Here is a 19,332-nt window from a genome sequence, read left to right on the forward strand (position 1 = left end):
AGGAGTGGGCTGTCGATCAGGTCACGGCGCCGATCTGCCAGGGCACGAACTCGTTCTGCCCGTAGCCGTGCTGTTCGCTTTTGCTGCGCGCGCCAGAGGCGATGCGCAGCATCTGTTCGAAGATGTACGCGCCACGCTCTTCGATGCTGGTGGAGCCATCGGCGATGCCACCGCAGTTGACGTCCATGTCCTCTTCCTGGTGCTCGAACACCCGGTTGTTGGTTGCCAGCTTGATCGACGGCGCCGGGGCGCAGCCGTAGGCCGAACCGCGGCCGGTGGTGAAGGCAATCAGGTTGGCGCCGCCTGCGACTTGGCCAGTGGCCGAGACCGGGTCGTAGCCCGGCGTGTCCATGAACACCAGCCCATGGGCGCGTACCGCTTCGGCGTACTGGTAGACGTCGACCAGGTTGCTGGAGCCGGCCTTGGCCACCGCACCCAGCGACTTCTCGAGGATGGTGGTCAGGCCGCCCGCCTTGTTGCCGGCCGAGGGGTTGTTGTTCAGTTCAGCGTTCATGCGCTGGCAGTAGTCTTCCCACCAGTGGATGCGCGCCACCAGCTTCTCGCCGACTTCGCGGCTTATGGCACGACGGGTCAGCAGGTGCTCGGCGCCATAGATTTCCGGCGTTTCAGAAAGAATCGCGGTGCCACCGGCCGCCACCAGGCGGTCGACGGCATTGCCCAACGCGGGGTTGGCGGTGATCCCCGAGTAGCCGTCGGAGCCGCCACATTGCAGGCCAACGATCAAGTGGCGGGCGCTGACCGGCTCGCGTTCGACCTGGTTGGCTTGGGCCAACAGTGCCTTGACCTGCTCGATGCCGGCGGCGATGGTCTTCGAGGTACCGCCAATGCCTTGGATGGTGAAGGCGCGCAGTTGCGTGCTGGTGGTAAGCCCCTGGGTCTCCAGCAGGCTTTCGATCTGGTTGGTTTCGCACCCCAGGCCGATGATCAGCACGGCGGCGAAATTGGGGTGTACGGCATAGCCGGCCAAGGTCCGACGCAACAGCCCCAAGGCTTCACCGGAAGGGTCTACTGCGCAGCCGGCACCGTGGGTCAAGGCCACCACGCCGTCGATCTTCGGGTAGTCGGCCAGCGCTTCGGGGTGGATGTCGCGGCGGAAATGGTCGGCCACGGCCCGGGCCACGGTCGCCGAACAGTTCACCGAGGTGAGAATGCCAATGTAGTTGCGGGTGGCGACCCGGCCATCGGCACGCACAATGCCCTGGAACACCGCCTCAGCGACCGGCGTGCTGCGGGCATCGACGCCAAAGGCATAGTCGCGGGCAAAATCCCCCATCTGCACGTTGTGCACGTGAACATGGTCGCCGGCGTCGATGGCCTGTGAAGCAAAACCGATGATCTGGCCATAGCGGCGCAGGGGCTGGCCCTGCTCCACGCGTTGGGTGGCGACCTTATGGCCTGAGGGGATCGCCTGGCGCACGGTGATCGCTTCTGCGTCCAGGAACAGGCCTTCAGGCAGTGCCTGGCGGGCGATGAGAACGTTGTCCAGCGGGTTGAGGCGGATGACGGCAAGGTCACCAGAGCGGGCAATCAGTTGCATGGGACCTCTCAGGGCGGTGCGGCTGACTTCTTGTTATGGCGTCGCCCGTTCGATGCCGGGCGAATCTGCGACCACTGTAAGAAGCCTTGCGCAACATTCCCAATGAGATGATCCGATCACGCGATAACCCAGGGTTATCAATAGCGTCTATCGGTGATGTTTTATCAATCGATTGTTGTGCCCTGCGCGGCACGTCGTTGCTGCGCGAAGTCGAGCAGAATGTCGACGAACGCGTGTGCCGACGGGGTCAGCGGCTCGTCCTTGCGGGTGACGATGCCGTACTCCAGCGCGGGCAGGTGCAGGGGACTCTGCAGTTCCTTGAACTGGCCGCTGCTCAGCTGTGCGGCGACCATCGACCTGGGCAGCATCGCGATCATCGGGCCCGATTGCAGCAACTGCAGGAACATCGGCATCGAGATGGTCTCGACGCTGTCTGCCGGTGTGGCAATGCCGGCCACCCTGAAGGCCTGTTCCAGGCGATTGCGAATTGGCGTGCCCACCGGGTAGAGCACCCAGGGCCAGTCACCCAGTGCCTCCACCGGGGTACTGGCCAGCGCGTTGAGCGGGTGGCGGCTGTTGACCACCAGGCTGAAGGGCTCGGGCTCCAGGGGCTGATAATCGAACAGCTGACTGAAGCGTTCTTCCGTGAAGCGGCCGATCATGATGTCGAGTTTGTTCTGCTCCAGCATGGCCAATAGGTGGTCACTGGAGTGCTCGACCACTTCGATCGAGAGCAAGGGGCTGCGTGCCTTGATCGCGGCAATGGCTTGAGGCAGCACCACGGGGGTGGCCGCAAAAATGCCCCCCACCCGGATGAACCCGTGCCCGCCCTTGCGCAGCCGGTTGACCTGGTCGACAAACTGCTGCGAGTCGCCCAACACCCCTTGGGCGTAGCGCACCACATACTCGCCAAGTTCGGTGGGCGGCATGCTGCGTGGCAGGCGCTCGAACAAGGCGAAGCCAAACTGCTCTTCGAGGTCACGCAGCATTTTGCTCAGCGCCGGCTGGCTGAGGTTCATCCGCGTGGCGGTGGCGTGCATGTTACGGGTGCGCGCCAGGGTGTCGATCAGCACCAGGTGCTTGTAGCGGACCCAGTTGCAGAAGCTGGAATGGGTAATGTCCGACGGCATCAGAGGGCAACCTCGAAAAGGTGTAAAGGCAGGGCTATTGCGTGCGCAGGTACTGCAGCAACCTGTCCAGAGCCACGGAGTTGGGGCGCGAGCGTAAGGTCAGCAAGCCCAGGTTGGCCATCGAGATCGGCAGCTCTACCGGCAGGATGGCGACCATGCCGTAGCGCGCATAATGCTCGGCCACATCGTTGGGCACCACCGCAATCATCTCGGACGCCTCCAACATCGCGGTGGTGGCCAGGATCGAGGCGGTCTCGACAATGTCCAGCGACTGCACCATGCCGCCCGCCTGCAAGGCACTTTCGACCCGGCGGCGCATGGGGCTGCCGATGGGGTGCAGGATCCAGGTCAGGGCCACCAGGTCGGCCAGCTGCAACGCCTTGGCGTCGGCCAAGGGGTGGCCGGCGCGGGCGATGACGCGCATCTGCTCACCGCCCTCGAACAGTTCGATGTTCAGGTCCTGGCTGTCGCTCTGGTCGGGCAGGCGCCCGACCACCATGTCGAAATCACCGCGCAGCAACGCCGGCAACAAGGTATCGCTGGTGCCGACTTCGAGCGAGATACGCACCTTGGGGTGATCGCGCTTGTAGGCCAGCACCGCCTTGGTCAGCAAACCGGGCACCGGCCCCATCACACTGCCCACCCGCACCAGGCCCAAGGCACCGCGCGCCAGTTCGGCGATCTGTGCCTGGGCATGCTCGAACTCGTGCAGCGCGTTCTGCGCGTAGCGAATCATCACCTCGCCATACAGCGTTGGCTGCATGCCACGCGGCAGGCGCTCGAACAGGCGTACGCCCAGGCGTTCTTCCAGTTGCTGCAGCAGCAGGCTGGCCGCCGGCTGCGTGGTGTGCATCGCAGTGGCGGCACGGCGCAGGTTGCCGAACTCGCCCAGGGCGTTGAGCAAGGTGATCTGGCGGCTGGAGATCTTCAATGTGCCAAGGTTTTGCGGCAGCGCTGGGCTGTCTGCGGACATTTGAGACATATCAATTCCGATATCCCTACTTAGGAATTGGCGATTATGCCTATATCGCTCGACAACCTACAGTCGAGTCTCCCACTGCCTGACCAGAACAAGAGTCCGCCATGAGCATACGCATTACCCACCTGAGCGTCCGTGACATCCGCTTCCCGACTTCGCTGTCGCTGGACGGCTCCGACGCCATGAACAGCGCCCCTGACTACTCGGCCGCCTACGTCGTGCTGCACACCGACGTCGACGCCCTCGAAGGCCATGGCCTGACCTTCACCATCGGCCGCGGCAACGAAATTTGCGCGGCGGCGGTGCAGTCGCTGGCACCGATGATCGTCGGCCTGACCCTGGAAGAAATCACCGCCGACATGGGTGCGTTCTGGCACCGTTTCACGGTCGGTGACAGCCAGTTGCGCTGGCTTGGCCCCGAGAAAGGCGTGATCCACCTGGCCACTGCCGCCATCATCAACGCCGTGTGGGACCTGTGGGCCAAGCACGAAGGCAAACCGGTGTGGAAGCTGCTGGCCGACATGACCCCAGAGCAACTGGTGCGCTGCCTGGACTTCAGCTACGTCACCGACGTGCTGACCCCCGAGGAAGCCATCGCCCTGCTCCGCCGTCAGGTGCCAGGCAAGGCCCAGCGCGAAGCGCAAATGCTGCGCGAAGGCTACCCCGGCTACACCACTGCCCCCGGCTGGCTCGGCTACAGCGAAGAAAAAATGCGCCACTTGGCCCGCGAAGCGGTCGCCGACGGCTGGACCCACATCAAGCAGAAAATCGGCGCCGACCTGGAAGAAGACATTCGTCGCGCCAGCATCCTGCGGGACGAAATCGGCTGGGAACGCACCCTGATGATGGACGCCAACCAAGTCTGGAGCGTCGATGAATCGGTGGCCAACATGCGCCGCCTGGCCGCTTTCGAGCCCCTGTGGATCGAAGAACCCACCAGCCCCGACGACATCCTCGGCCACGCAGCCATCCGCCAACGCATCGCGCCCATCGGCGTGGCCACCGGCGAGCATTGCCACAACCGGGTGATGTTCAAGCAGATGTTCCAGGCCGGCGCACTGGACTTCTGCCAGCTGGACGCGGCCCGCCTGGGTGGCCTCAACGAGGTGCTGATCGTGCTGTTGATGGCGGCCAAGTACGATGTGCCGGTCTGCCCGCATGGCGGCGGGGTCGGGCTGTGCGAATATGTGCAGAACATCGCCTTGTTCGACTACATCGCCGTTTCGGCATCGCTGCACAACCGGGTGCTGGAATACGTCGACCACCTGCACGAACACTTCCTCGACCCGGTGGTGATCCGTCGCGGCCGCTACATGCCGCCACAGCGCCCGGGCTACAGCATTGAAATGCACGCTGACACCCTGGAGCGCTACCAGTACCCCAACGGCGCGGTGTGGCTCGACATCAACCGTTCCTGACCTACCGACCTGGGTGTGCCGCCGCAAGCGCGGCACACCACCAGCACTTATCACGGGGAAAAAAACAATGACAATCCTCACCGGCACGACAGCGGCCACCGCGCCTGCCGTCACTACCGAACAGCGCCTGAACGGCCTGTTGCTGCGCAAATTGATGCCACTGCTTATCGTCGTCTACGTGATGAGCTTCCTCGACCGCACCAACATCGCCCTGGCCAAGGCCAGCATGGGCATCGACCTGGGCCTGTCAGCGGCGGCCTACGGGCTGGGTGCCGGCCTGTTCTTTCTCACCTATGCCCTGGCCGAAGTGCCGAGCAACCTGATCATGCACCGGGTGGGCGCACGCTTCTGGATCACCCGCATCATGATCACCTGGGGCCTGCTGTCAGCGGGCATGGCGTTCGTCCAGGGTGAAACCTCGTTCTACATCATGCGCCTGCTGCTCGGGGTGGCCGAGGCCGGCCTGTTCCCTGGCGTCATGCTGTACCTCACGTACTGGTTCGACCGCGAACAGCGTGCGCGCGCCACTGGCTACTTCCTGTTGGGTGTGTGCCTGGCCAACATCCTCAGTGGGCCGCTGGGCGGCGCGCTGCTGGAAATGGACGGCGTGCTGGGCTGGCACGGCTGGCAATGGCTGTTCGTGCTCGAAGGCCTGCCCGCGGTGGCGCTGGCCTATGTGGTGTGGAAGAAGCTGCCCGATGGCCCCGCGTCGGCGCCTTGGTTGTCTGCGGCCGATGCCCAGGACATCGAGCGTCGCCTGAGTGCTGAGCGGGCTGCAGCGCCGCAACAGAGCAAGCTGGGACAGATGTTTCGCGACAAGCAGATCTGGTTGGCGATTGCGGTGTACTTTGTGCACCAGATCACCATCTACACCGTGATCTTCTTCTTGCCAGGGATCATCGGCACCTATGCTGCGCTGTCGCCCTTCCAGGTCGGGTTGCTGACTTCGGTACCCTGGATCGCCGCCGCCATCGGCGCCGCCACATTCCCGCGCCTGGCGACCTCGCCCAGCCGTTGCCGTACCCTACTGTTCTTTGGTCTGCTGACCATGTCCGCCGGGTTGCTGCTTGCTTCGCTGTCCAACTCCTTCATTGGGCTGATCGGCTTTTCGTTGACCGCCTTGATGCTGTTCGTGGTGCAGTCGATCATCTTCGTCTTCCCGTCCAGCCGCCTGAGCGGTAGCGCGCTGGCGGCGGGCCTGGCGTTCGTCACCACCTGCGGCCTGTTTGGTGGCTTTGTCGGGCCGTCGGTGATGGGCCTGATCGAACAGGCCACCGGCAGCACCCGCAACGGCTTGTGGATCATTGCTTCGATGCTGGTGGTGGCGGCACTGATCAGCACCCGTTTGCGCCAAGGACAAGAAGGGTAGTTCGACCGATGAGACGACGAAGGCCGTACAGGCACCGCTGATTTTGTGGGATCAACTGTCTTGTGGTGCTTGTTCCGGCCTCTTCGCGGGCAAGTCGGACCGCCGCACCGCGGCTCCCACAGGTAACTGCGCAGGCTCAGACCTTGTGAGAATCCCTGTGGGGGCCGGCTTGCCGGCGATGCAGGCGCCGCGGTGTCTGGCACCGGCTTCGCCGGTGATCGCCGGCAAGCCGACTCCCACAATGTCCCTGCTAAATGAGTAAGGTATGTTTGGCCCCATCAGAGCAGCCTCTCAGCCCTGCCCTATTGGCCGGCCGCAGCGCAGCTCCAGCGCTTGAGCCAGCTTTTCCAGGGCCTGCTGCAACGCATCCGGATCCTCGCCCACCCAGATCAGTGCCAGGTATTGCTGATGACGCACCTCCGCGCTGTGCTGCCCGCCAGGGACCACACGCAGGACGGTGCCTGACAACGCCGCTACCACGTCATCCAGTCGCAGCGGCCAGCGGGAGCGCAACCACAGGGTCCAGCCGCCCTCGGGCATGTCGAACGTCACTTGGTCGCCCAGTTCCAGCTTCAGTTGCCGGCTAAAGCACGCCATGCGCCTTTGCAGTTCTGCCCGCAGCCGCCCCAACTGGGTCTCGATTTCACCTTTGCCAAGCATGTGGGCAAGCGCCTGCAGCCGCAATGGCGCCAGCTGAAACGCACGTTGGCCGAACGCCTCGGCCAAGCCGGCATGACGCCCCATCACATAGGCGTAAGGCGCTTCGCCCCCCACTGCGGCCTCGAACGACCCCATCACCAACAGCCAGCGCGGGTCTACCCAGTCGCGCAGGCGCGCATTCGGTGGCCCGCTGTAACACAGCTCGCTGTCCAGGTCGTTTTCCAGCAACCACACCGGGTGGTCGCCAAGCAGTTGGCCAATCTGCTGCTGGTCGTGCTGCGACATCAGCCTGCCCTGGGGCAGGCTGAGGCACGATGGCATGATCAGCATGCCAACCGGCTCAGCACTGAGCAGCCGTCCCAGCGCCTGCACATCCGCCGTGCCGCTGTTGCTCAACGGTACCTCCAGCACGCGCATGCCGCAGCGCTGCAAGGCGCGCAGCACCGGCCAACAGCATGGCGATTGCACCAGCACGGTGGCGCCGCGCAAGGCCAACGCCGCCAGCAGCACCTCTAGCAATGCCTGCACGTCAGGGGCAAGGTGCACCTCCTCGGCACGCCAGTAATGGCTGGAGGAACGTGTATAGCGCTCGGCCAACGCATTGCGCAGCCGAGCACCGCCAACCTCTTCAACCGGGGCGGTGCCACGCGCACGCTGACGTGCCAGGCGCCGCTCGTGGGTAAACAGCGACCGCTCCAACATCGAGTGAGCGGGTACATGCCATGGCCCAGCCGGTGCTTGAACCGGCGAGCCGCCAGCGTGGGCGCGCACGAAGTAACCGGACCGCGGCACGCAATGCACACGGCCCTCATCTTCCAGCAAGCTGTAGGCGCTCTGCACGGTAGCCAGTGATACACGCAAGCGCCGCGAAAGCGTGCGTAACGACGGCAAGCGCCAAGGCTCACGGCCTTGTGCCTCATCGATCAGCGCTTCGAGGTAGTGGTACACCTTCCGATAGGCGTAATCGCCAGGTACCGATCGGCCCATCAGGGCAAGCCCTCAAAGGCAGGCCTTCCTGCAGCGGGTGGGCGCGGCAGCCACTTCAGGTGCACATCGCGGCGAGCCAGGTTGGCCATCAAGCGCCTGGAGGTCGGTTGCAGCCCCCCCTCATAGATCGCCCGCAACGGTACCAGCGCCAGGCCGCTGGTGTTCACCAACCAGTCCTTGACCGCCTCGGGGCACGGCTTGCCCTGCAAGGCTCGGTGCAGGTAGGGCAACGCCACCAGCATGTCGGGATGACGGCACCTCAGAAAACGCTCAAGGCCTTTCCCCTGCCTAGCGAAAGGGCTAAACAGCAGGCACACCAGCTGGGTCTGGCTGATGCCATAGGGTTTGCCCAGGTGCACTGAAGTTGGCTCGCGCTGCCCGCCGTCGCTGCTGGGGCTTGCCAAGCGCAGTGCCGGCCGATGGACCAGCGGCTCGAGGCTACGCGCGCGCAAATCGTGCAGTTGCGCCACGGCCCGCGAATCGACAAAGGCCGCCAAGGGCCAGGCGTCCTGGGCCGCATCGAAGCAGCAGCCCAGCATGTGATCGAACTGCTCGTCCTCAAGCAGGTGTGGCAGCAGGTCGTCGATGGCGATTACGCGCAAGGGCGCATCCTCATTCTCCATGCTGCTTGAAGCATCCACGCGCTCCAGGGGTGAACCGGCAACCCCATGCAACCTGCCCAGCCCGTTGGCCAATGCTGACAAGCACTGATGCACGACGTGGGGGCCACGTTCCCCTGCAAGGCGCAGGCTCCGCCGCGCCCAGGCCAGGTAGCGGCGGCGCTGGCGTGCGGGTACGGCAGTAATCAGCACATCGGCCCGCGACTGCGCCTGCAGTGCAAGGCCCACTGCACCCGCCAACTCCAGGTGCAGCCGGCTGCCCAGCAGGGCTTCGGGCCTGGCATCGACCCCGTGGCCGAACATCAGCATGGCATTGCGCGCCAGTGCCCAGCGCTCCGGCGCAGCCGACGGCCGACGGCTGAAAGGCACGACTTCGCAGCCTTCGGTCATCTGCAGTTGCACCCGCGGGTCATCCTGCATGAACAAGGCATTGAAACTGCGTTCATGGTTTTCCAACACGGAATTGCCGGCAGCAGGCAGGTTGACCACCAGTACGCGCAACTGAAACGTCACAGGGGCGCGCAAGGCGATACTCAACTGGGCAGCACGCAAGGTGGCCAACAAGTGGGCACTGCGTCGGTCAGCCCCTTGCAGTACCAGCAAACGGAACGTGCCAATGTATTCGGGCCCGCCGGCAGCCACCAGCAATCGCTGAATCAGCAACTGCAAGGAGGCACGTTGCGCCTGGGACATATGGCTCAACAAGCGCTCTAGCACTTGCTGGTAGATATAGTGCATCGCCTGATCGTGAATAGCGCCCACGTAATCACCTCATCAACTTCATGTATCCATCACACCGGCAACTGCAAACAGTGCAATGGGTCCTTCCTGAAGAAATTTCCTACAAACTACGGGAAATAATGATGTGACCTGCTCTGTCGCCAAGCCATCGAAAAAAATGCGCCGCACCGATGACCGGCCGCTGCCGTACGCTGCCCTAACTCGGGCATAGCCATGCTCATTCCACGCTCCTTGCGCAAACTATCACTGGGCCATTATCGAGCGTTGGATATCGAATAGAAGATACAGATCAGCGTAAAAAAACCATTCAGCAAGTGCGGGAATACACAATGAGCCGGGCGCCACAAGTATTCAACTTAAATTTCCTTCCGAGATATTACGACAATTAAAAGCAAACACTCAAAATATGTAGTCTCCGTACTTTTTAATTGTAGGATGCGTCTGATTTTTGATGGATATAGCGCATGGGCATTGCACCCGCCAACGCACAAAAAACCCGGGACATTGCCCGGGTTCTTGTGGTCTTCAACGCCCCCTCATGAAGGCTGTGCCATATCCAATACCACCCGCCCGCCACACGGGCATTCATCCATGTACCGATGCGCCTCGACCACCTGATCGAACGGATACACCTTGATGATCTGCGGGGTCAGCAACTGATCGGCGGTGAACTGGTTGATATCCCGCAGCGCCCGCTGCAGCGCGACCTGGTCCTGGCTGATACCCAGCTCCGGCTTGCCGGTAAAGTTGCCGATACAGTGCACATAGAACTGGATGTTCTTCTGAAACGCCGCACAGGCCGGGAATGGCGTCTGGTTGCCGCCTTGCAGGCCATACAGCACCAGGCTGCCACGGGGGGCGAGCACATCGCCGAGCAGCGACATCTGCGGCCCACCCATGCCATCGAGGACCATGTCCACGCCACGCCCGTCGGTGTATTTGCCAACCTGCAGTAGCAGGTCCTGCTCCTCGGTGACAATCACCTTGTCCGCCCCCAGGCCCAACAGGTAGTCGCGCTGTTCCGGCTCCTTGGTGGCCGCAAACACCTTCAACCCCAACGCCTTGCCCAGTTGCACGAACGCGGGCCCGGCGCAGTGGCTGGCATCGGTCACCAACGCGGTTTGCCCTGCCTTGGCGCGGGCCAGGTCGACATACGCGAAGTAGGCAATCAACAGCGGCGTGTAATGCACGCTGGCCTCGATCGGCGTGAGGATAGTCGGGTAGCGGGTGATGGCTGTACGTGGCAGCACGATCACGTCGCCATATACAGGGTGATCATTGGCGCTGGTGGCCGGGAAGCTGGCGACCCGGTCACCCACCGCAATATCCTCGACCCCTTCACCGACAGCCGTCACCACACCCGCCATCTCATGGCCGATCCCCGCCGGCAGACGGGCTTGGGACGGTGCCAGGTTCTGACGCCAGAGCACGTCATACCAGCTGACGCCGATCGCCTCGACGCGGACCTGCACCTCGTCGGCGGCGGGCGACGGTTCGGCCTGCTCTTCGCAACGGAGCACATCGGCTGCACCGAACTTGTGGAAACGGATCATGCGGGACATCGCATACCTCGCCTTGTGAACCTCTATTACCACGGACTTTATCCGGGCTTTGGCCGTTAGACCATCAGTGGTCATTAATAGTCGACATGCTTGTCATCGATTGGGCACCTGACATTCATCTGAATTGGCCCCCGGAAATCGGTGCAGGGTAACAGCCTTTGGCCTTAAGATTCACCCCTGCCCCACTTTAGGCGAAGCGCACCGATGAATCGAAACGACCTGCGTCGTGTAGACCTCAACCTGCTGATCGTGTTCGAAACGCTGATGCACGAGCGTAGCGTGACCCGTGCTGCCGAGAAACTGTTCCTCGGCCAGCCGGCCATCAGCGCGGCCCTGTCGCGCCTGCGCAACCTGTTCGACGACCCCCTGTTCGTGCGCACCGGCCGCAGCATGGAGCCCTCGGCGCGGGCGCATGAAATCTTCGCCCTGCTCTCCCCGGCGCTGGACTCGATCTCTACCGCCGTCAGCCGCGCGGCCGAGTTCGACCCCGCCACCAGTAATGCTGTGTTCCGCATCGGCCTGTCGGACGACGCCGAATTCGCCTTGCTGCCGCAACTGCTCAAGCGCATCCGTGCCGAAGCACCGGGTATCGTGCTGGTGGTGCGCCGGGTCAACTACCTGCTGATGCCAACGCTGCTGGCCTCGGGGGAAATATCGGTGGGCGTGAGCTACACCAGCGAGCTGCCAGCCAATGCCAAGCGCAAGGTGCTGCGCCGCAGCAAGCCGAAACTGCTGCGCGCCGACAGCGTGCCCGGGAGCATCACCCTGGACGACTTCTGCGCCCGGCCGCACGCCCTGGTGTCGTTTGCCGGTGACCTGTCCGGTTTCATCGACGAAGCCCTGGACGAGATAGGCCGCAAGCGCCATGTGGTGCTCGCGGTGCCGCAGTTCAATGGGCTGGGGAGTTTGCTGGCGGGTACCGACATTGTTGCCACGGTGCCGGATTACACGGCGGATGCGTTGACGGCTGCCGGGGGGCTGCGGGCTGAGGACCTGCCGATCGAGGTGCGCAGTTTTGAGCTGCACATGGCGTGGCGGGGGGCGCAGGATAATGATCCTGCGGAGCGGTGGTTGCGGTCGCGGATACAGATGTTCTTTGGCGATCCGGACAGTCTTTGATCAGAACGCCATGAAGGCAACAGTCCGGCCGGACAACTGCCATGGCACTCGCCGACGCGATAAGCCGAGACAGCGAACACAGCGAACGGCCGTGACACAGCACCACGCCCTACCACAGCGCATGGAGTGGGACCTTCTTGGTTGGACTGATGTCCATCTCTGCCCATGCTTTCGCCACCCCCCCCCATATCGTCAGCCAGTGCCCTGACGGTGTCACGGGACACAGTACAAATCATGCCCAGCGACATGCCCGGACAACATTGCGGCGTAGGTGGCCGCTCCAGATTGAAGTTGGAAAGTCAATAACGGCAACCGCAAGACTTGTCATCTCCGACTATGGTACACGCCAATGACACCTATTACTGCGCTATACGCAGAGGCTGACGGAAGTTGTTTTCATGGCTACTCGGAATAATGAGTCCTCTACTTGCAAAAAGCCCAGGCGCGGGCATGTGTCGAGCAGTTCTATCGCTCTCGCGTGCAGCAACGGACGGCGCTGCGAATCAACCCGCTACGTGACAACGAAGGGTTGCTCGATCTCTTGCTCGTCCAGTCGCTGAAACACCGGCCTGAGTTCATCGTGATGGCCATGACCGAAGCGGCTGCCGAAATCGAGGTGGTGCGGGCCAACCTGTGTCGTGACGGAGAAAGCCCGAAGATCCTGGTCACGGTCGAAACACCGGTCTGCATGCGGGACATCTACGAGATCGCCGCCACGGCCGACGGATTGATCTTCGGGTCTGCCGACTACGCCGCCAGCCTCGGCGTGCCGATTGGCGGCTGGAACAATATCCTGCATGCGCGAGGGAGCATCGTCGCAGCGGCTAGCGCGGCAGGCATTCCCGCGTTCGATACGGCTTATTTCCATCTTGATGACGAAAACGGGTTGATGAAGGAATGCCAGGACACCCTCGAGCTAGGGTTCAGCGGCAAGACCGCCATCCACCCCCGGCAGATAGCCACGATCAATGCCGTTTTCACCCCCTCTACCACGGCCTACGAACAGGCCTTGGCGGTGGTGAAGGCAGCACAGCACAGTGGCGACAAGATCACCCGGTTGAAGAACCTCATGGTTGGGCCGCCATTCGTGAAGCAAGCTAGGAAGGTGATCCAGCGCGCCCAGGAACTGGGACTTTAAGGAGAGATGCATGGAATCCATGATTACGGCGCATGAACAGGTCGGCGTCAATCGCTACCGCGAATCCTACGGCCTGCATTTCGAAGAGTTCGTGGTGGGCGATGTCTTCGAACATCGCCCGGGACGCACGGTGACGGAACTGGACAATATCTGGCAGTCGCTGGTCAACATGAACAATCACCCCGCACATATTGATGTGGCTTATGCGCAGCGCACCGAATTTGAAAGGCTGCTGGTCAATAGCTCCGTCACCTTGTCGATTGTCAGCGGCATGACCGTAGCGACCATGAGTGCGCGGGCGATTGCCAATCTAGGGTGGGATGAAATACGGCTGCCAAACCCGGTCTATGTCGGCGATACCCTTTACGCCGAGAGCGAGGTGGTTTTCAAACGAGAATCGCGCTCACGCCCCGGCCAGGGAATCGTCACCATCAGAGTCATTGGTCGCAAGCAAGACGGAACGCCAGTGATCAATTACCTGCGGACCTTCCTGGTGCCGAAGAAGGGGCACTCCCAGGACTACCCCATCGGCTAGGACACGTTGGCCGTCGTGAAACAGCAACCCTGGAAACATGCCATGAGCAAATTAGCGGTGATTACCGGCGGCAACTCCGGTATTGGTGAGGCCTGCGCCTGGCGTTTTGCCAGGGAGGGATACGAGGTGGTTGTCTGCGGGCGCCGAGGCGAGCAGAACCGTGGAGTGTGCGACCGCATTCGCGAGGCCGGCGGGGTGGCCCATGGCTATGCTGTCGACCTGCGTGATGCTCGCGAGCTGACCGAATGCTTTCGGGCCATTGCACTCAATCATCCGCCGGTGACGTGCCTGGTCAACAGCATCGGTATAGAAGGCACGCCTTTCACGCGTACCGAGGAGTACGACGACACCGTGTTCGACGATGTCCTGGCCACCAATGTCAAGGCGCCCTGGCAGTGTATGAAAGCAGTCTTGCCGACGATGAGGCTGGCGCGCGCCGGCAGCATCGTCAACGTCGCTTCCCTGGCCGGGATACGCGCAAGTGCCACGGGCGGTTCGGTCTACTCTGCGAGCAAGCATGCCCTCGTGGGTATGACCCGGGCCGCGGCGCGTGAGTATGCTCCGTTCGGGATTCGCATCAATGCAGTATGCCCGTCCTTTGTCCGCACGCCCCTGTCGGAGGACATCCTTGGAGGCGATCTGGAATCGGTAGGCGGCACCCACCCACTGAACCGGGTCTGCGAAGCCCAGGAAGTGGCCAGCGCGGTTTATTGGCTGTGCTCTCAGGACGCGTCATTTGTGACCGGCATCGCGATGCCGGTGGACGGAGGAACTCAGGCCTGAATACCGCTGGCGCGAGAATCAATTGCCCGCATCTTCACAAATGGATCAATAGAACAAGGAAAAAGGCATGCTGCTGCTCAATCGCCAGGACATCGAACGCAGTGTCGAGCTGCCAAGGCTTGTCCGTGTGCTGGAAGACGCGCATCGAGGGTTTGCGTCAATCCCCCCGGTGGTTCCAAAACGGCTGATGATCACTCAGGAACGCAATAGCGCATTTTCCTTGTTCATGCCGGCGTTGCTGCCCGAGCAGCAAACCCTGGGCATCAAGGTATCGTCGTTCCATCCCGATAACAGTGCACGGGGGTTATCGGCGATCAACGGTGCAGTATTACTGATCGAAGCGCAAACCGGTAGGCTGCTGGCGATGCTGGACAGCGCGGCCCTGACAGCTATTCGCACCAGTGCCATGAGCGCACTGGCAACCGACAAGCTATGTCCGCGTGGGCGGCTCAATCTGGCGGTTATCGGGGCGGGCGCCCAGGCTGCGGCGCATGTGAGGGCCATGGCTGCCATCCGGGATCTGGGGCAGGTGCGGATTGTTTCGCGGCGCCTGACACAGAGCGTCGCGTTGGCCGAGCGGTTAGCCATCGAGCTTAGCCTGCCGATCGAAGCGGTCGACACTGTGCCGATGGCGCTGGCCGATGCGGACATCATCTGTACGACCACCTCTCACGCCAGCCCTACCCCACTGGTCGCCCCGCAGATGCTCAAACCGTTCGCGCATATCAACGCAGTGGGGGGTAGCTCGCTTGCCGCGTGCGAGATCGACCCCGGGTTGCTGGCCGACGCCCAGGTCCATGTCGATCATCTGGACTCGGCTCGCCATGAGTCGGGAGAGATAGCTCAGGCGCTGGCATTGTCGGTGATCAGCGAGCGTGACATTCGCCAGATCAGCGCGCTGGTCATCGACCAGCCTGAGCCTCCCCTCAAGAAGTCCCGGTGGAGCTACTTCCGCAGCGTAGGGCATGCCAGTCAGGACATGGTGGTAGCCGCCTGCATCTATGAGACGGCCAGAGCAGGAGGAATAGGTCGGTACTGCGACTATTTCAACAATCCAGACATGCCCCGCGTGCGGAGCCGATCTGGCATGGACACTATTGGGGAGTAGGGAAACCCATGAACATATTGCTGATCGATTCTCCGAGAGTGAACTACATCGATTCCGGAGAGTACGGCGCAGGAACAACACAACAGGGCCATACCCTGGAGGTCACCGCCAACCCTTCGGATGAGCAACTGGCACGGGCCGATGGAATAATCGCTTTTCACGCGGTGGTCGTCGACGCGTCTCTGGTGGCCAGGATGCGTCGCTGCCGAGTGCTGGTGAAGGCAACCATCGGCCTCGATGACGTCGACGTCGACGCCCTCAGCGCAAAAGGCATCCTTTGTTCGAACATCGGTGCGGTGGGTGCGCAAGAGGTCGCGGAGCATGCACTGGCGCTTATTCTGATGGCCCAGCGCAAACTGCTGGAGTTCGCCAGGCATACCCGGGAGGGTGGCTGGAGCTGGCGCACTCATACCGGCACGGTGAAAGCCTGCCGCGACACCGTGCTGGGGCTGGTTGGCTATGGTGCAACCGGGCAAGCCTTGGCACACAGGGCGTCGGTGCTCGGCTATCAACTGCGTTTCTACGACCCGTGGATCGAGCAGTGTTCACAAGGGCTGGCACAGCGGGTGACGCTGGAGTCCCTGCTCGAGCAGGCCGATGTTATTTCCCTGCACCTGCCTCTCACCGCGCAAAGCCTGCACCTGTTGAACGATGCGCGCTTTGCGCAAGTCAAGCCTGGGGCAATGCTGATCAATACGGCGCGCGGCGGTATCGTTGATTCCGAGGCATTGCTGCGCGCCTTGCCGTCCGGGGCGGTATCGATGGCATTGCTGGATGTGGTGCAGGAGGAGCCCTCTGCGCCCAAGGCACTGATCGAGCATGAGCGTGTGCTGATGACCCCTCATGCGGCCTTCTACAGTGAGCGCTCACTGGCTGAGTTGAAGCGCAATGCGCTGCAGACGATGCTGACGCTACTGCAGGGGGACAAGGTCAAGACCCTGGTCAACCCTGATTGCATCGCAAAGGAGGCGAAAGGATATGCCTGAGATGAAGCTCGCGAGCCTTGAGCTCTCACCATCCGGGCTGCCCGCCTGGTTCGACCTGGCGACTGGCGCCAGCATACTGCAGTACGGCCAGCGCCTGGCCGCACGCGAACTGCTCGTCAATACCCTGGGCAATATCGTCGTGCGCACACATTGTCCTTATTGGAAGCGCGAGGTGATGTACACCAAACATCTCGGCCTGTCGCTCGAAGAGTCCGGCCTAGAGCACCTGGCCGTGCTGGACATCCAGTCCGATGAACTGCTGCACGGGCGCTGCCGCCCCAGCCTGGGGCATCAGATGCACCGCGAGATCATGCGCTGCCGCCATGATATCCATGCCACTGTGCACCTGCACCCCGATGACGTCATCGCATTTTTTTCCGTCATGCAATGGCGGCAGATGAGGTATGTGTCGAACGACACCGCGCTCGTCATGGGCAAGCCGCCCTGCATTCTTGGCGAAGGGGTGAATGTCGAGCTCGACGTGAGCGCCATCGGCCGTTGTGCCGACGCTACCAATTGCATCGTCATGCCTGGCCACGGCATCACCAGCTTCGGCCGCGACCTTTCAGAGGCCTACCACCGCGCGGTGGCATTCGTCGCGGAAATTCGCCGACTGATTATCTGTCAGCACCTGTCGGCGGCAACCGGAAAATCGATTGCATTTGCCAGCGAAGAGGAAGTGCAGCACATGTATGAGCTCGGCGAGCAGGTCATCTATGGGAGCACGCACACATGAACATTGACGAACATATTCTCGGCTCGGGACTGTGGAAGGCGCCGGAGCGCGACCTGAACTCCGTGTTGCTGGACTTGAACGAAAACCAGTTCCTGAGACAATTTCTCGCGCGCTTCATTGCGACAGAGCTCCAACCCCAGGACCTGTTCACCTACCCCAACTACCAGCCCCTGCTCAGCGAGTTGGCCAACTACTGCAAAGTGCCCACGCAGCACGTGCTGTTGACCAACGGCGCGGATCAAGCCATCGACCTGCTGTTGCGATTGCTATTTTCACCTGGCGATCGCGTCGTCATTCCTTCGCCAGTGTTTTCCTTCTACTACCAGATGCTCGACATCAATGGCGTCACGCCGGTCGTCGTGGGGTTCGAGAAGCAAGCGCAAGGCTTCGTACTGCCCATTCCGGCTGTTCTCGACGCCTTGTCGACAAGCCAGGGCCTGATCCTGTGCAACCCTAACAATCCACTGGGGGGGCGCTTGGAGACGGAGCAACTGGAGGTACTGGTGGAGGCGTGCGTCAGGCAGGACAAGCCGATCATTGTTGACGAGTGTTATTTCGAATACTTGCAGCAATCTTGCCTGGATACGTTCAGCAGAGTCAGACAGTTGTTCGTCATCCGCTCGTTCTCCAAGTATTTCGGACTTGCCGGACTGCGCCTTGGGTATGTGGTCACGCATCCTGATTCGGTGCGCGAGCTGTTGAAAGTACGTGGTCCCTGGGACATCAACCACATCGCAATAAAAGCCGCGTTGTACTGTTTGCGCAATCAGGATCACTTGCGGCGTGCCCATGAGAGCCTCGATCAGATCAAGGGCGCGATCATCGAGATATGCCGTGCGCACGGGATCGTGGCGTACGGCAGCGATACCAACTTCCTGCTATTGCAGGATCAAAACAATGGTCGTCTGGCACGTGCCTTCGCCCAGAACGATATCCGCGTGAGCCACTGCTCCGGGCACCCCCACAGTTTCGGCATGCTCCACAACATGCTGCGCGTGGCGATACCGGCGAAATCAGATCTCAAGGTATTCCTGATGGCGTTGATACGTGGGGCTGGCAGCGTGACTGGCTGGGGGGGATGTGAAACTGGCCGTTCGATAGTGATCACAGGCCAGGACGGTGGTGTGGTTTTTCAAGATCGCACAGACTTAGGATGCAAGGGATGAAAGGACGTCACCAGTACTCGTTGATCAAGGAACTCTACAAGACCATGCCTCGTGACATGCCGCTGGATCTCTCGACACTGCAGAAAATCGGTATCTCCAATCAGCGCGCTGCCGGCTACGCAAAGAGTGGCTGGCTTACACGTGTTGCCCATGGCGTCTATGTATTTCCTGGCGAGTCGTTGAGACTGCCGTCGGCGCTTTCCTACCTGGCCATGCAAATCGAAGGATTGCATGTAGGCGGCTATAGCGCACTCTTGGAGCACGACAGCACGCCTCTGGTGCTATGGGGGGACGCACGCGCGGCCTTGCCGCGCTGGTTTTCCGAGCGTTTTTCCGTGCGCTATAGCCATGCCCGCCTGTTCGATTGGGAGGGTTCAAGCATGCCTGAGCAGACATTGACGGATGCGGGGCCAGCATTGGGCGGCATCAAATGCTCCACGCCGGAGCGTGCATTGCTGGAAATGCTCTACGACGTGGGCGGCAAGCAATCGCTGGAGGATGCCTATAGTGCGTTTTCGCAAGTCAAGGTGATGTACCCGGACATCGTGGGTGATCTGCTTCAACGCTGTACCAGCGTAAAAGCCAAGCGTCTGTTCCTCAAATGGGGACGCGAATGCGGTCAGCTCAACGTCGATACGGTGCTGAGTCAGTACCGTATTCCGGTGGGCAGTAACAGCCGTTGGATCACCCGGCTCAAGGACGGATCGATGTTGTCTTTGAAACCCTACGGATAGGGG

At 61.8% G+C, this 19,332-nt stretch carries 17 protein-coding genes; 11 read left to right on the forward strand and 6 right to left on the reverse strand.

Annotation, left to right across the window (positions count from 1 at the left end; translation table 11 throughout):
• Positions 1-16: 16 nt before the first annotated feature.
• The 3 genes from LOY53_RS14415 to LOY53_RS14425 form a co-directional block, all read right to left on the reverse strand.
• Positions 17-1,558 carry a UxaA family hydrolase gene (locus LOY53_RS14415; protein WP_258702833.1) on the reverse strand — a complete coding sequence of 514 codons (1,542 nt, stop codon included), beginning with the start codon at positions 1,556-1,558 and terminating at the stop codon, positions 17-19.
• Positions 1,559-1,722: 164 nt separating this feature from the next.
• A complete protein-coding gene (locus LOY53_RS14420; protein ID WP_252824477.1) occupies positions 1,723-2,688 on the reverse strand; it encodes a LysR family transcriptional regulator in 966 nt (321 codons plus the stop codon).
• Between the two features lie 34 nt (positions 2,689-2,722).
• On the reverse strand, positions 2,723-3,661 hold the full coding sequence (locus LOY53_RS14425) for a LysR family transcriptional regulator (RefSeq protein ID WP_252824479.1): 939 nt from the start codon (positions 3,659-3,661) through the stop codon (positions 2,723-2,725).
• A gap of 110 nt (positions 3,662-3,771) precedes the next feature.
• Between LOY53_RS14425 and LOY53_RS14430 the strand changes: the two genes are divergently transcribed.
• Together LOY53_RS14430 and LOY53_RS14435 are read left to right on the forward strand one after the other, a co-directional pair.
• Positions 3,772-5,085 carry an L-fuconate dehydratase gene (locus LOY53_RS14430; protein ID WP_252824481.1) on the forward strand — a complete coding sequence of 438 codons (1,314 nt, stop codon included), beginning with the start codon at positions 3,772-3,774 and terminating at the stop codon, positions 5,083-5,085.
• A gap of 67 nt (positions 5,086-5,152) precedes the next feature.
• The gene (locus LOY53_RS14435; protein ID WP_252824482.1) at positions 5,153-6,454 is read left to right on the forward strand and encodes an MFS transporter; all 1,302 of its coding nucleotides are present in this window, start codon (positions 5,153-5,155) and stop codon (positions 6,452-6,454) included.
• Between the two features lie 291 nt (positions 6,455-6,745).
• Here the strand turns inward: LOY53_RS14435 and LOY53_RS14440 are convergent, their stop codons facing one another.
• The 3 genes from LOY53_RS14440 to LOY53_RS14450 all read right to left on the reverse strand — a co-directional run bounded on the left by LOY53_RS14440 (position 6,746) and on the right by LOY53_RS14450 (position 11,024).
• The gene (locus LOY53_RS14440) at positions 6,746-8,101 is read right to left on the reverse strand and encodes a GntR family transcriptional regulator (protein ID WP_252824483.1); all 1,356 of its coding nucleotides are present in this window, start codon (positions 8,099-8,101) and stop codon (positions 6,746-6,748) included.
• A complete protein-coding gene (locus LOY53_RS14445; protein ID WP_258702834.1) occupies positions 8,101-9,483 on the reverse strand; it encodes a hypothetical protein in 1,383 nt (460 codons plus the stop codon). Before LOY53_RS14445 ends, LOY53_RS14440 begins: the two co-directional genes overlap by 1 nt.
• Before the next feature lie 515 nt (positions 9,484-9,998).
• Entirely contained in the window at positions 9,999-11,024 is a 1,026-nt protein-coding gene (locus LOY53_RS14450) for a zinc-dependent alcohol dehydrogenase family protein (RefSeq protein WP_252824485.1), read from the reverse strand.
• 204 nt (positions 11,025-11,228) lie between these two features.
• On the opposite strand from LOY53_RS14450, the gene LOY53_RS14455 reads away from it, so the two are divergent.
• The 9 genes from LOY53_RS14455 (at position 11,229) to LOY53_RS14495 (ending at position 19,329) form a co-directional block, all read left to right on the forward strand.
• Positions 11,229-12,143, forward strand: a complete 915-nt coding sequence (locus LOY53_RS14455) for a LysR family transcriptional regulator (RefSeq protein WP_225935653.1) — start codon at positions 11,229-11,231, stop codon at positions 12,141-12,143.
• A 427-nt stretch (positions 12,144-12,570) separates the two neighbouring features.
• The gene (locus LOY53_RS14460; protein ID WP_258702835.1) at positions 12,571-13,281 is read left to right on the forward strand and encodes a CoA ester lyase; all 711 of its coding nucleotides are present in this window, start codon (positions 12,571-12,573) and stop codon (positions 13,279-13,281) included.
• 10 nt (positions 13,282-13,291) lie between these two features.
• On the forward strand, positions 13,292-13,816 hold the full coding sequence (locus LOY53_RS14465) for a MaoC family dehydratase (RefSeq protein WP_215520989.1): 525 nt from the start codon (positions 13,292-13,294) through the stop codon (positions 13,814-13,816).
• A gap of 42 nt (positions 13,817-13,858) precedes the next feature.
• Positions 13,859-14,599: an SDR family NAD(P)-dependent oxidoreductase gene (locus LOY53_RS14470; protein ID WP_252824488.1), complete on the forward strand. Its 741-nt coding sequence runs from the start codon at positions 13,859-13,861 to the stop codon at positions 14,597-14,599.
• A gap of 67 nt (positions 14,600-14,666) precedes the next feature.
• Positions 14,667-15,707: an ornithine cyclodeaminase family protein gene (locus LOY53_RS14475; protein ID WP_196996475.1), complete on the forward strand. Its 1,041-nt coding sequence runs from the start codon at positions 14,667-14,669 to the stop codon at positions 15,705-15,707.
• An 8-nt stretch (positions 15,708-15,715) separates the two neighbouring features.
• Positions 15,716-16,693 (forward strand): C-terminal binding protein, encoded by a 978-nt coding sequence (locus LOY53_RS14480; protein WP_258702836.1) that lies wholly within the window; start codon positions 15,716-15,718, stop codon positions 16,691-16,693.
• Complete coding sequence (locus LOY53_RS14485) at positions 16,686-17,429, forward strand: class II aldolase/adducin family protein (protein ID WP_258702837.1); 744 nt, start codon at positions 16,686-16,688, stop codon at positions 17,427-17,429. The genes LOY53_RS14480 and LOY53_RS14485 overlap by 8 nt, the downstream gene beginning before the upstream one ends.
• A complete protein-coding gene (locus tag LOY53_RS14490; protein ID WP_258702838.1) occupies positions 17,426-18,595 on the forward strand; it encodes a histidinol-phosphate transaminase in 1,170 nt (389 codons plus the stop codon). The genes LOY53_RS14485 and LOY53_RS14490 overlap by 4 nt, the downstream gene beginning before the upstream one ends.
• Complete coding sequence (locus tag LOY53_RS14495; RefSeq protein WP_207879090.1) at positions 18,592-19,329, forward strand: type IV toxin-antitoxin system AbiEi family antitoxin domain-containing protein; 738 nt, start codon at positions 18,592-18,594, stop codon at positions 19,327-19,329. Before LOY53_RS14490 ends, LOY53_RS14495 begins: the two co-directional genes overlap by 4 nt.
• Positions 19,330-19,332 lie beyond the last annotated feature (3 nt).

The sequence above is a fragment of the Pseudomonas sp. B21-031 genome (assembly GCF_024748985.1).
In the GTDB taxonomy this organism is placed as follows: Bacteria; Pseudomonadota; Gammaproteobacteria; order Pseudomonadales; family Pseudomonadaceae; genus Aquipseudomonas; species Aquipseudomonas kermanshahensis.

Coding starts and splice junctions, on each gene's coding strand:
- LOY53_RS14450 (WP_252824485.1), bottom strand. CDS start 11,024: ATGTCCCGCATGATCCGTTTCCACAAGTTCGGTGCAGCCGATGTGCTC.
- LOY53_RS14435 (WP_252824482.1), top strand. CDS start 5,153: ATGACAATCCTCACCGGCACGACAGCGGCCACCGCGCCTGCCGTCACT.
- LOY53_RS14440 (WP_252824483.1), bottom strand. CDS start 8,101: ATGGGCCGATCGGTACCTGGCGATTACGCCTATCGGAAGGTGTACCAC.
- LOY53_RS14430 (WP_252824481.1), top strand. CDS start 3,772: ATGAGCATACGCATTACCCACCTGAGCGTCCGTGACATCCGCTTCCCG.
- LOY53_RS14415 (WP_258702833.1), bottom strand. CDS start 1,558: ATGCAACTGATTGCCCGCTCTGGTGACCTTGCCGTCATCCGCCTCAAC.
- LOY53_RS14420 (WP_252824477.1), bottom strand. CDS start 2,688: ATGCCGTCGGACATTACCCATTCCAGCTTCTGCAACTGGGTCCGCTAC.
- LOY53_RS14485 (WP_258702837.1), top strand. CDS start 16,686: ATGCCTGAGATGAAGCTCGCGAGCCTTGAGCTCTCACCATCCGGGCTG.
- LOY53_RS14470 (WP_252824488.1), top strand. CDS start 13,859: ATGAGCAAATTAGCGGTGATTACCGGCGGCAACTCCGGTATTGGTGAG.
- LOY53_RS14490 (WP_258702838.1), top strand. CDS start 17,426: ATGAACATTGACGAACATATTCTCGGCTCGGGACTGTGGAAGGCGCCG.
- LOY53_RS14455 (WP_225935653.1), top strand. CDS start 11,229: ATGAATCGAAACGACCTGCGTCGTGTAGACCTCAACCTGCTGATCGTG.
- LOY53_RS14495 (WP_207879090.1), top strand. CDS start 18,592: ATGAAAGGACGTCACCAGTACTCGTTGATCAAGGAACTCTACAAGACC.
- LOY53_RS14480 (WP_258702836.1), top strand. CDS start 15,716: ATGAACATATTGCTGATCGATTCTCCGAGAGTGAACTACATCGATTCC.
- LOY53_RS14475 (WP_196996475.1), top strand. CDS start 14,667: ATGCTGCTGCTCAATCGCCAGGACATCGAACGCAGTGTCGAGCTGCCA.
- LOY53_RS14465 (WP_215520989.1), top strand. CDS start 13,292: ATGGAATCCATGATTACGGCGCATGAACAGGTCGGCGTCAATCGCTAC.
- LOY53_RS14425 (WP_252824479.1), bottom strand. CDS start 3,661: ATGTCCGCAGACAGCCCAGCGCTGCCGCAAAACCTTGGCACATTGAAG.